Raw genomic sequence first — 11,368 nt, 5'->3', positions numbered from 1 at the left:
ACCAGCCGCCGGTCAAGTATCGGCAGCTGGCTGCTTAAAGGTGTTTTGATCCCTGTCTCAAAAACGGGGTCAGTCCCAACCCCGTTGCTTAAGTGAGCAGCGTTTTTTTATGTTAAACAAAGTGAGGAGCCATAAATGAAGCGATTAATGGATATAGCTGTATCCCTTACACTGCTGGCCGCGTGTTCACCGGTTATGCTGGCGACAGCTGCTGTTATAAAGACAAAAATGGGCTCTCCTGTTTTATTTAAACAGCAGCGCCCGGGCCTGCACGGCAAACCCTTTTACGTGTATAAATTCCGGACTATGACCCAGATGACCAATGGAGAGGGAAAGCTTCACTCAGATCAGATGCGGTTAACGGAAACCGGAAAGGTATTAAGGAAGCTGAGCCTGGATGAGCTGCCGCAGCTCATAAACGTACTCAAAGGTGAAATGAGCCTGGTCGGTCCGAGGCCATTACTAATGGAGTACCTTCCTCTTTACACAAAAGAACAATCGATGCGCCATGAAGTAAGGCCGGGTATTACAGGCTGGGCCCAGGTCAATGGACGAAATGCGATTTCGTGGGAAGAAAAATTTGCGTTAGATACGTGGTATGTGAAAAACCAATCGATGCTGCTTGATTTAAAAATTTTATTTTTAACGGTACGGAAAGTGATGAAAAAAGAAGGAATCGCCCATCAAGGACACGCCACAATGGAAAAATTCAAAGGCTGAAAGAAGGGAAGGCTCTTGGATATTATCGTTTTGGGAAACGGCGGACACAGCAAAGTGATCCAGGACACAATTTCTACTTTGAAGGACTATACGTTAAGAGCAGTTTTGGATGATAAGTACTCAGAGGAAGCGGAGGAAGGAGGGATTTTATACGGTCCTTTTTCTTCTCTCACAAGCCTTTTGAACGAACAGACAAAGGTAGTAATGGCAATAGGAAACAATAGTGTCAGAAAAAATCTGGCGGATTCAATGCCGCTGAGACTGAACCAATATGCCTCTATTGTTCATCCTACGGCAGTAGTTAGCCCATCTGCAGCAATTGGAGCGGGAACTGTTGTGATGGCAAACGCGGTTATTAATGCAGGGGCCAGCATGGGAAGGCACTGCATTATTAACACGGGAGCAATTATTGAGCATGAAAACAAACTCGGTGATTACGTACATATTTCACCGGGTGCTGTGCTGACAGGAAATGTTTTAGTGGAGGAAGGTGCACATGTTGGAGCATCAGCCGCTGTTATTCCCGGAATGGACATTGGCAGCTGGTCTGTTGTAGGAGCTGGTTCCACCGTCATTACACCTATTCCCTCTTACTGCACAGCCGTCGGTACACCAGCAAGAGTGATCGAGAAAACACTGACAACCGGAAGAAAAAGTTCTTGAAAAGGAGATGATAATGTGACAGAGCCGAGAATCTTCCTGTCACCGCCGCATATGAGCGGAAAGGAAAACGACTATATTGATGAAGCCTTTAAAACAAACTGGATCGCTCCCCTGGGTCCTAACCTGGATGCATTTGAAAAAGAAACAAGGGCTGTAACCGGGGCAAAAGAAGCGGTGGCTGTCAGTTCTGGTACCGCCGCTATTCACCTCGCTCTTTCTCTGTTGAATGTGACAAAAGGAGACACCGTCTTTTGTTCCAGCCTTACCTTTATCGCCAGCGCCAATCCAATTATCTACCAGGGAGCAGAGCCTATTTTTATTGATTCTGAGCCGGATTCGTGGAACATGTCACCGCAGGCGCTTGAACGGGCGCTGCAGGATGCATTTCGGGAAGGCAGGCCCCCCAAAGCCGTCATTATCGTTCACCTTTACGGCCAGATGGCGAAAATGGATGAACTTCTCACACTTTGCGATCAATACAATGTGCCTGTAATTGAAGATGCAGCCGAGTCTCTTGGCTCTACATACAAAGGAAAAGCAAGCGGTACACTTGGGAAGTTCGGTATTTACTCCTTTAACGGCAATAAAATTATTACCACATCCGGCGGGGGAATGATCGTATCCGACGATACAGAAGCGCTGCAAAGGGCCCGTTTTTTAGCGACACAGGCACGTGACACGGCGCCTCATTATCAGCACAGCAGCCTCGGCTACAACTACCGGATGAGCAATATTCTGGCGGGTGTAGGCATTGCCCAAATGCAGGTGCTGAACGAGCGGGTAGAAGCAAGGCGAAAGGTATTTGCACGGTATGAAAAGGAGTTGGGTCATCTTCCAGGCTTCATATTTATGCCGGAACTGGATGATACCCGAACAAACCGCTGGCTGACAGCTTTAACGATTCATGAAAGGCAGGCTGGTATAACAACAGCACAGCTTGTTCAGGCGTTAGCCCAGCGGAATATTGAAGCGCGCCCAGTGTGGAAGCCGCTTCATTTGCAGCCGCTTTTCCAGGGAACCAGATACTATCCGCACGATAAAGAGAATCATATTGCTGAACAGCTTTTTCAAACAGGCATTTGTCTTCCGTCGGGATCAAATTTATCAGAAGCTGAACAGCAGCGCGTCATTGACTGCATAAAAGAAGCGCAGGTCCGGACCAGCTTAACAAAAGGGGTTATCTAGTCGCAGAAAACGAGGGGAAAAAATGATAGGGGAAACAATTCAAAAAATACGAAAATCAAAAGGCATCACATTGTCCGAGCTGGCAAGCCGCGCCAACATGTCGAAATCTTATTTAAGCAATATCGAACGCAATGTCAACCAAAATCCTTCCATTCATTTGTTGGAAAGAATTGCTTCTGTCTTAGACGTAAATCTTCATACCCTTCTCGGGAATGATACGGAGCCTCAAGATCCTTCTGAAAGTGAATGGAAGGATTTTATTTACGAACTAAAACAAGCCGGCATTGAAAAAGAACAGCTGGATCAATACAAAACGGTATTTGAGTTTATAAAATGGCAAAATCAAAAAGCAGGCGAAAAAAGCAAATAAACAGCTTGCATAAAGGACGAGAATAATGGATAAATCAAAGCCGATCAAAGTTCTTCATGTAGTTGGAGCGATGAATAGAGCGGGAACAGAAACAATGCTGATGAATATTTACCGAAATATCAACCATGAGAAAATACAATTCGATTTTATTTCCTATAGTCCGCAAGACGCCCATTATGACGGAGAAATAAAGAAATTAGGCGGCCGAGTCATAAAATTAAGAAAAACAAATTCTATAAAGGAGCTCTACGATGCTATAAAAAAATATGGTCCTTATGAAGCAATTCATTCCCATACGCTTTTTCATTGTGGAATTGCCAATATGGCTGGTTTATTGGCAGGTGTAAAGGTCAGAATTTCTCATGCGCACACCACACTTGATAATAGTGAAAGCATCGCACGAAAAGCTTATATTAATGTAATGAGGGTATTCATTAATACTTTTTCAACACATCTGCTGGCCTGCAGTAAAGGGGCAGGAAGATACTTATTTGGAGAAAAAAACCTAAAGAAAAAAATGTACTCTTATTTTCCTAACGCTGTTGATTACAATGCTTTTCTTCAAGAACCATATAAAGAAGTCGCAGAATTTAAAAAAAGAGAGGGCTTGGAGAACAGCATCGTAATTGGCCATGTTGGACGATTTATGGAAGCGAAAAACCATGTTTTTCTACTGGAAGTGATGAAAAGCGTTTTAAAAAAAGATCCCTCAACAAAGCTGCTGCTTGTTGGCGAGGGCCATTTAAAAGCGAAGATAGAAAAAGAAGCGATACAAGCCGGGATAGAAAAAAACATTCGATTTGTTGGCGTTAGAGAGGATATTCCAACAATGATGCACAGCATGGATGTGTTTGTTTTCCCCTCTATTTATGAAGGGCTAGGTTTAGTGTTACTTGAAGCGCAGGCGAGCGGGATACCTTGCATCGTATCCGAGGCGATCCAGCCCGAGGCGGATATAGGAGCAGGGCTTGTTTCAACACTTTTATTAGCGGACGGACCTGAAAAGTGGGCGGATAAAATTATTGAACAGGCCGGTAGAAAAAAGAAAGACTCTCATCATATCACCGAATGTCTTGAAGCAAGCGGCTATTCGCTTCACTCAAGTATTTCAAGGCTGATAAGTATTTACGGATCAGCAGAAGGAGAAGCGTATGAAGAATATACTAGTCGCCTCCTTTGATATGGAGGTAGGAGGAGTCGAAAGAAGCCTCATCAGCATGCTGAATAATTTTGATTATAGCCGTTATGCCGTTGATTTAATGCTGTACAGCCACACAGGTGAATTTATGGACTTGCTGCCGGCGCAGCCAAACTTACTCGAGGAATCAAAAGCTTATCGGACATTTCGGATGTCGATTGGGGAAACAATAAAAGCCGGAAAGATACCCCTTGGTGCAGCAAGAATTCTCGCAAAGTATCGGGCCAGCTTACATCGCTCTGAAGAAAATGGCTATAAACAAATGCAGTATATGTGGAAGTATTCCCTGCCTTTTTTGCCGAGCTTGAATAAACAGTACGATGTAGCGATCAGCTACTTGTGGCCACATTATTTTGTTGCAGAAAAAGTAAAAGCCAAAACGAAAATAGCCTGGATTCACACCGACTTTTCAACCGTCCACACAAATATTAAGATGGACATACAAATGTGGAACCAATACGACTACATTATTGCGGTATCAGCCGAATGCAAAAATGCTTTCATTAAAAAATATCCGCTTTTGGAAAGCAAGGTTATCGTAATCGAGAACATTATGTCACCAGAATTTGTACAAGCATTGTCAGAGGAAACGGTTGAAAATAGTATGCTGAATGATACAAGATTTAAAATTGTTACAGTGGCTAGGCTGTCTCATGCAAAAGGAATCGACAACGCTATCAAGTCATTAAAGGTTTTGAAAGACCGTGGTTATCATAACATAGCCTGGTATGTAGTTGGTTATGGCGGAGACGAAAATATGCTGAAAGAATTGATCAAGCAAAATGGAGTGGAAGATCGATTCATCTTATTAGGGAAAAAGATAAATCCTTACCCTTATATGAAGGAAGCTGATTTGTATGTCCAGCCATCCAGATATGAGGGAAAAGCAGTCACTGTAGGAGAAGCACAAATCCTTTCAAAGCCAGTGATGATTACAAACTATGCAACTGCAAAAAGCCAGGTTCAAGATCAAGTAAATGGGTTTATTTGTGAGCTGTCAGTTGAAGGAATAGCAGAAGGGATTGAAAGGCTATATAAGGATGCTGAGTTGAGAAATTTATTGGTACAAAACTGTCAAAGGGAAGATTACTGCAATAGTGAGGAATTAGAGAAGCTGTACAATCTGGTTTAGGAGGAGCAATAAATGTTAGAAAGGGAAAAAGTCAGCGTTGTTGTTCCTATATACAAAGTGGAAAAATACATCCATCGCTGTGTAGACAGTATTTTGAATCAAACATACACCAACTTAGAAGTGATTCTTGTAGACGACGGCTCACCCGATGAGTGTGGCAGGATAGCAGATGATTATAAAAAAAGAGACAGCCGGGTAAAGGTTCTGCATAAAACAAATGGCGGATTATCAGATGCCAGAAATGCAGGTATGAAGCAGGTGACCGGAGAATTTACTGTCTTTGTGGACAGTGATGACTGGATAGAGCCAAACATGATAGAAACAATGGTATATAGCAGCTTAACCCACAAAGCCGATGTTGTACAAACGGCTTTTTATTATGCCTACGAGGATAAATTTCTTTTTGATAACCGGTATTATTCAGACAATGATCCTCCTGTTATCGTCGATAAAGCAAGAGTAATGTACGAACTAGTCGTAAACGAAAAAGTGAAAAATTTCGCATGGGGGAAATTATATAAAACAGAGCTGATTAAAGGCCTCCCTTTCGAAAAAGGTGTTTTATTTGAAGATGTATTCTGGGCCCATAAAGTAATGCATCAAGTAAATATATTTCTTTTAATTCCTCAGCCTATGTATAACTACTATCAGCGAAACGATAGCATTATCGCTACTTATACAACGAGAAACCTGGACATACTTAAAGGATTAAAGGAAAGGCATGCTTATCTTGAAACATTTCATAGGGATCTTTTAGATGAATCCTATAAAAATATTTTAAAGATGAGTTTAATTCATTATAATCTCCTGTTTATGAATCGAAAAAAAGACAGACAGCGCATTTACCGCCGGGAAATTCAATCATATATAAGAGAGTATTATGAACCATTGAACAAAGCGGCTAAACATGATAAACAGCTTGCCCGTCAATTACAACTTTTTATGATTCATCCATTATTTAATATTTTTTTTCTTGGTACACAAAAAGTATGTAGAAAATTAAACCTTCTAAATAAGCCAGCCGGCTTAGTAGAGGTAAGGAAGAGTAAGGAGGTGTTTTCGTGAGCAGCCGTATGAAAAAGCTTGTTTCCCTTCTTCTTATTTATGTTTTTAACTGCTTTCCAATTAAAAATAATAAGATTTTTTTGTTTAGTTATTATGGAAGCCAGTATGGGTGTAACCCAAAATATATAACCGATTATATTGTACGCCATTATCCTAAAAATCAATTTGACCTTGTCTGGTCATTTAATGATATCGATACAAAAAAAGAACTATATGGCTTTAGAAAAGTGAAAACAATGTCTCTTCGGTATTTTTATGAATTGTGTACAGCAAAAGTAGTCATCACGAATTTTCGAACAACAGATTTGTATGTAAAGCGCAAAAATCAATATTACATACAAACCTGGCACAGTTCGCTTCGTTTAAAACAAATAGAAAAAGACGCGGAAACGTCATTGCCAGCTCACTATGTAAAGATGGCGAAAGAAGATTCAAAAAAGTGCGATTTACTGCTTTCTGGCTGTAAATACAGTACAGATATTTTCAAAAAATCTTTCTGGTATGACGGGGAAATTTTTGAATATGGGAGTCCGAGGAATGACCTTTTATTTCAAAATAATAAGAATAAAAGAGCGGAAGTGTTAAAAAAGCTGCATGTTCCCCCGGGGAAAAAAATTGTCTTGTATGCTCCAACGTTTAGAAAAAATAACAGTACCGATGTATATGATTTAAATTACGCTGAAATAAACGAAAAGCTGAAAAATAAATTTGGCGGTGAGTGGGTGGTTTTTGTAAAACTGCATCCGCACTTAATCAATCAAACAAATGAGTTTACGCATGGAGAGCATGTCCTAGATGTTACAAAGTACGATGATATACAGGAGTTGCTGCTGGTTGCCGATATTCTTATTTCTGATTATTCATCGCTCATGTTTGATTTTTCCATTACAAAACGTCCCTGCTTTTTATATGTACCGGATGTAAAAGAATACGTGAAACAGGACCGGGCTTTATATTTTGACTTAATGGAACTTCCGTTTAGTAAATCCATGAGCAAAGAAGGTCTATTAGAAGAAATAGACAAGTTCCATTATGAGACGTATAAACAACAGTTGCTTCGTTTCTCCACACGCATTGGCTCTTTTGAAGAAGGAAAAGCATGTGAGTATTTAGTGAATCGAATTAATCAAGTTTGTTTCAGTAAAAAAAGGAGTGAAATCAATGAAGCGGTATAGCGTTGGATACACAACAGGTGTTTTTGATTTGTTTCATGTCGGTCACTTAAATATTTTAAAACAGGCAAAGCAGCAGTGTGATTTCCTTATTGTAGGTGTTAGCACAGATGAACTGGTAATGGATTATAAAAACAAACGGCCTGTCATCGCACACGCTGATCGGATGGCTATTGTAGAAGGTATTAAGTATGTCGATCAAGTTGTTCCACAGACTACTAGAGATAAATTTGCTGCTTGGGAAACGGTAAACTTTGACGTTATGTTTGTTGGAGATGATTGGAAGGGCAATGAACTCTTTAAGCAAGTTGAAAGCCAGTTTAAAAAAGTGGGAGTAGATATCGTTTATTTTCCTTACACAAAAGGGGTTTCTTCTACTTTAGTTAAAGAAAAAATTAAATTATGAGTCACTGGAAGGATACCTATATGAGACCAGAAATCAGTATTATTGTACCGATTCATAATACAGAACCTTATCTTCGTGATTGTTTAAACAGTATTATCAATCAAACGTTTTCAAACATAGAAGTGATTTTGGTAAACGACGGATCAACAGATCAGAGTGGATTAATTTGTGATGAATTTGCCAAGGAAGATAAAAGGATAAAGGTCATTCACAAGAAATATGAGGGGGTAAGTGCGGCCCGAAATATTGGAATAAAAACAGCGCAAGGTAAGTTTATCGGTTTTGTAGACGGTGACGATCGAATTGATAACAAAATGTACGAAAAGCTTTATCAGTTATGTGTGGAAACGGATAGTGAGATAGCCATCTGCGCTCTTGGAAGAGAAGTGAATGGGAAATTAATTAATGAAAGAAATACAGGTGAACAATTTATAAAAGTAATGGACAATGTGGAAGCATTACGGCAGATGTTTAAAGGCATACTGTATAGATTTTCATTATGCAACAAGCTATTTAAAAGAAAGTGCTTTGATAATGTACAGTTTCCAGAAGGGCGAATACATGAGGATTTATCCACCACATACAAATTATTTGCTAATGCTAAGAAATCTGTGTTTACAAATTATATAGGCTATATTTATGTAAAAAGGCAAGAAAGTATTTTAACTTCTAGATTTTCAGAAAAAAGGTTAGACGCTTTTATCGGATGGAAGGAAATTTTGTTATTTGTAACTTCTGAATACCCAGATTTAATTGGTGAGGTAACTGCTTGCTTTACTTATAGTTGTGTCGATAACATTTATTATATTCTTAATCAGGTTGAGGAAACAAAAGAAAGAACCAGCTATCTACGCGTCATTCAAAAATTGGTAAGAAAGTTCTACAAGAATATAATTATTAGCAAGGGAATAGCTTTTAATTATAAATGTTTATTAACCCTACTCTTCTGCAATATTAATTTTTTTATAATCTCAAACTATATAAAAAACAATTTGGTAAGTTGGTGTCCAGTAAAAACTTAAAAAGCGAAGTGATCTTGTCATGCTGATACAGGCTTTTAAGAAAGAATATTATCAATGGAGATATTATTGTTATGTAACGAAGGAAATGAAAAAAACAAAGAAAAGTGAAAGAACAAAACTTCCGTACTTAGGAAAACCAGGTGTTATTTTCTCTTTTGATGACAGCTTCAGGGTGCATGACTGGTATGAATATGGAAAAACGTTATTTGGTTTTTATGATGTTAAAGTAACCTTTAACATTAATGCATATCATCATTTTGAGGGAAAGAGAGAACATTCACAAGAAGAAATAGACATGCTTTTAGAATTGCAATCAAATGGTCACGAAATAGCTCATCACGGATTCAAACATATAAGAGCATCGAAATATTCAAAAGAAACAGGCATTAAAAATTGGGTGGACGAAGATATAATACCTTTATTTAAGTGGATGAGAGAACAATCGCATTCTCAAAAACAATTAAAGTTTAAGCAACCTGTTTCGTACGCGTTTCCACATTTTAATTATGACAACAAAACATTGGATGAACTGGTTCCGAAATTTTTTAAGATTGCTAGAGGTCATTTGAGCGGAGATAATTTGGTTCTTGCAGGCCATACTGGACTGATGCCGTCTATATGTATAGATAGCAAGTTTTTTTCAAATGTAAAATATATAAAGAAAATTTTAAGAGCGGCTAAAAAAACCGGTAAAAATGTTGTTTTGACTTGTCATTCCATTTTACCGTCAGAAGTAAAGTGGGAAGATTTCGGTTGGGAAGGTGAAGCTGCTAAAAAAGCTGGGCAGTGGAGAACTTCTCCTGATACGATCAAAGAGCTTATATATGAAGCTAAAAAACAAGGTTTTGAATTTTATACAACATCAGAAATTGCAGACGTAGCTACTTTCCTTGACCCAAATCTAGAAAAAGCAATCAGAAGACATATTTCTAATTTAGATGGGCAATGGATCTCTATATCAGAAATGTATGCTATAAAGGATCTAGACTTAAGTAACAGTAACATTAAGAATCTTGATGGTATTCAGTACTTGTTAAATGTAGAAAGGATTAGTTTAAAAGGTAATTTAGTAACGGATTTTAGATTGTTGGAGAAGCTTCCAAATTTAAAAGAGATAATAAAATAAAAATCAAAAACAGTTTAACCTAGTTATAGTGGAGAAACTATTTAGGTTTCTTTCGTTATGTAAAAAAAACAGAATCTAATGGGTTTCAAAATAAGAAGGTAGGTGAAACATAGCAAAATGAAAAAAAATATATTGTTTGTTATAGATTCCCTGGATGTGGCAGGTGCAGAAAAAAGTTTGGTGACCTTGCTTTCTATGTTGGATTTTGAGAAATATGCAGTCGATTTGATGCTTTTTGGGCACGGCGGACCCCTGGAAAAAGTCGTGCCCGAGCAGGTTAAAATTTTAAAGCCTCTAAAGTATACAAGTTATGCAGCATTGACTGTAAAAGAATCTTTACGTTATTCAATTAAAAAAAATGAGTATAAAATGTTTTTCTCAAGAATGAAGTACTCGGCTAAAATAAGACAAAGAAATTATAGCAACCCACAAAAAGCGAGGATTTTTTGGGAAAGTGTTGCAAATGTAATTGAATATAACCCTAAAACATATGACGTTGCGATTAGCTATGCACAAGGAGTTCCCACTTTTTATGTAGCTGAAAAAGTAAAAGCGAAAAAAAAGTTTGCGTGGGTAAACGTAAGTTATCGCTTGGATGAAAACGAGAAAAAATTTCATAGCCGATTTTACAATCAATATGAAAAAATCATTGCTGTCTCAGATTCCACAAAAGACATTTTTTTAGAAAGCTTTCCCTGTTATTCTGATAAAATGAAGGTTATTTATGATATCAATAACCCGGAATTTATCGAAAAAATGTCTTTTATTGGAAATTCTTATGATGATCAGTTTAATGGTATTAAACTGTTAACCATTGGGAGATTGGCGCACCAAAAAGGGTATGACATCGCATTAGAAGCTTGTAAAAAGTTAAAGAAAAATGGAGTTAACTTTCGATGGTATGTGTTAGGGAAGGGCCCACTTAAAGGAGAAATAGAACAATTTATCAAGGAACATAAATTAGAGGATTGTTTTATCTTGCTGGGTGTTCACGCCAATCCATATCCATTTATTAAAGATGCTGATATATATGTTCAAACATCCAGATTTGAAGGCTTTGGACTTGCCATTGCAGAAGCGAGAATGCTGAATGTGCCTGTTGTTACAACAAGATTTGATGCTGTGTACAACCAAATGATTGAAGGGGCAAACGGTCTCGTTGTTGATATGAATGCGGAGGCAGTGTACAGAGGGATAACAGAAATAATTAACAATGAAGAGTTAAGGGATAATATTATTGATTATTTGAAAATCGAAAAGAAAGGCAATGTGGAGGAAATAGAAAAAGTACTTCAGCTAATTCAGTGAA

The 11,368-nt window shown here is 38.3% G+C and carries 12 protein-coding genes; all 12 read left to right on the top strand.

Annotation, left to right across the window (positions count from 1 at the left end):
* Window positions 1-135 precede the first annotated feature (135 nt).
* The 12 genes from L2D08_RS12610 to L2D08_RS12555 all read left to right on the top strand — a co-directional run bounded on the left by L2D08_RS12610 (window position 136) and on the right by L2D08_RS12555 (window position 11,367).
* Window positions 136-720: a sugar transferase gene (locus L2D08_RS12610; RefSeq protein WP_242234146.1), complete on the top strand. Its 585-nt coding sequence runs from the start codon at window positions 136-138 to the stop codon at window positions 718-720.
* Window positions 721-735: 15 nt separating this feature from the next.
* Window positions 736-1,383 (top strand): acetyltransferase, encoded by a 648-nt coding sequence (locus tag L2D08_RS12605; protein ID WP_242234144.1) that lies wholly within the window; start codon window positions 736-738, stop codon window positions 1,381-1,383.
* A 51-nt stretch (window positions 1,384-1,434) separates the two neighbouring features.
* Window positions 1,435-2,568 (top strand): DegT/DnrJ/EryC1/StrS family aminotransferase, encoded by a 1,134-nt coding sequence (locus L2D08_RS12600; RefSeq protein WP_242234156.1) that lies wholly within the window; start codon window positions 1,435-1,437, stop codon window positions 2,566-2,568.
* Between the two features lie 22 nt (window positions 2,569-2,590).
* Complete coding sequence (locus L2D08_RS12595; protein WP_242234143.1) at window positions 2,591-2,938, top strand: helix-turn-helix domain-containing protein; 348 nt, start codon at window positions 2,591-2,593, stop codon at window positions 2,936-2,938.
* 25 nt (window positions 2,939-2,963) lie between these two features.
* On the top strand, window positions 2,964-4,118 hold the full coding sequence (locus tag L2D08_RS12590; RefSeq protein WP_242234142.1) for a glycosyltransferase family 1 protein: 1,155 nt from the start codon (window positions 2,964-2,966) through the stop codon (window positions 4,116-4,118).
* Window positions 4,090-5,268, top strand: coding sequence for a glycosyltransferase (locus tag L2D08_RS12585; RefSeq protein ID WP_242234141.1), 1,179 nt, complete (start codon window positions 4,090-4,092; stop codon window positions 5,266-5,268). Before L2D08_RS12590 ends, L2D08_RS12585 begins: the two co-directional genes overlap by 29 nt.
* Before the next feature lie 12 nt (window positions 5,269-5,280).
* Window positions 5,281-6,333 (top strand): glycosyltransferase family 2 protein, encoded by a 1,053-nt coding sequence (locus tag L2D08_RS12580; RefSeq protein ID WP_242234140.1) that lies wholly within the window; start codon window positions 5,281-5,283, stop codon window positions 6,331-6,333.
* Window positions 6,330-7,508 carry a CDP-glycerol glycerophosphotransferase family protein gene (locus L2D08_RS12575; RefSeq protein ID WP_242234139.1) on the top strand — a complete coding sequence of 393 codons (1,179 nt, stop codon included), beginning with the start codon at window positions 6,330-6,332 and terminating at the stop codon, window positions 7,506-7,508. Before L2D08_RS12580 ends, L2D08_RS12575 begins: the two co-directional genes overlap by 4 nt.
* Window positions 7,495-7,911 (top strand): FAD synthase family protein, encoded by a 417-nt coding sequence (locus L2D08_RS12570; RefSeq protein WP_242234137.1) that lies wholly within the window; start codon window positions 7,495-7,497, stop codon window positions 7,909-7,911. Before L2D08_RS12575 ends, L2D08_RS12570 begins: the two co-directional genes overlap by 14 nt.
* A 20-nt stretch (window positions 7,912-7,931) precedes the next feature.
* Window positions 7,932-8,933, top strand: a complete 1,002-nt coding sequence (locus L2D08_RS12565) for a glycosyltransferase family 2 protein (RefSeq protein WP_242234135.1) — start codon at window positions 7,932-7,934, stop codon at window positions 8,931-8,933.
* A 19-nt stretch (window positions 8,934-8,952) separates the two neighbouring features.
* Window positions 8,953-10,059, top strand: coding sequence for a DUF2334 domain-containing protein (locus L2D08_RS12560; RefSeq protein ID WP_242234133.1), 1,107 nt, complete (start codon window positions 8,953-8,955; stop codon window positions 10,057-10,059).
* 117 nt (window positions 10,060-10,176) lie between these two features.
* Window positions 10,177-11,367 carry a glycosyltransferase gene (locus tag L2D08_RS12555; protein WP_242234131.1) on the top strand — a complete coding sequence of 397 codons (1,191 nt, stop codon included), beginning with the start codon at window positions 10,177-10,179 and terminating at the stop codon, window positions 11,365-11,367.
* Window position 11,368: the final 1 nt, after the last annotated feature.

Origin of the sequence: Domibacillus sp. PGB-M46, from assembly GCF_022668875.1 — a bacterium.
Taxonomy (GTDB): Bacteria; Bacillota; Bacilli; order Bacillales; family Domibacillaceae; genus Domibacillus.
The sequence above is the reverse complement of the archived record's forward strand: the minus strand, read 5'-3'. Positions and strand labels throughout refer to the sequence as shown.

Excerpts from the sequence above, each read along its gene's own strand:
- L2D08_RS12610 (WP_242234146.1), top strand. The coding sequence starts at position 136 with ATGAAGCGATTAATGGATATAGCTGTATCCCTTACACTGCTGGCCGCG.
- L2D08_RS12600 (WP_242234156.1), top strand. The coding sequence starts at position 1,435 with ATGAGCGGAAAGGAAAACGACTATATTGATGAAGCCTTTAAAACAAAC.
- L2D08_RS12595 (WP_242234143.1), top strand. The coding sequence starts at position 2,591 with ATGATAGGGGAAACAATTCAAAAAATACGAAAATCAAAAGGCATCACA.
- L2D08_RS12590 (WP_242234142.1), top strand. The coding sequence starts at position 2,964 with ATGGATAAATCAAAGCCGATCAAAGTTCTTCATGTAGTTGGAGCGATG.
- L2D08_RS12585 (WP_242234141.1), top strand. The coding sequence starts at position 4,090 with ATGAAGAATATACTAGTCGCCTCCTTTGATATGGAGGTAGGAGGAGTC.
- L2D08_RS12580 (WP_242234140.1), top strand. The coding sequence starts at position 5,281 with ATGTTAGAAAGGGAAAAAGTCAGCGTTGTTGTTCCTATATACAAAGTG.
- L2D08_RS12570 (WP_242234137.1), top strand. The coding sequence starts at position 7,495 with ATGAAGCGGTATAGCGTTGGATACACAACAGGTGTTTTTGATTTGTTT.
- L2D08_RS12565 (WP_242234135.1), top strand. The coding sequence starts at position 7,932 with ATGAGACCAGAAATCAGTATTATTGTACCGATTCATAATACAGAACCT.
- L2D08_RS12560 (WP_242234133.1), top strand. The coding sequence starts at position 8,953 with ATGCTGATACAGGCTTTTAAGAAAGAATATTATCAATGGAGATATTAT.
- L2D08_RS12555 (WP_242234131.1), top strand. The coding sequence starts at position 10,177 with ATGAAAAAAAATATATTGTTTGTTATAGATTCCCTGGATGTGGCAGGT.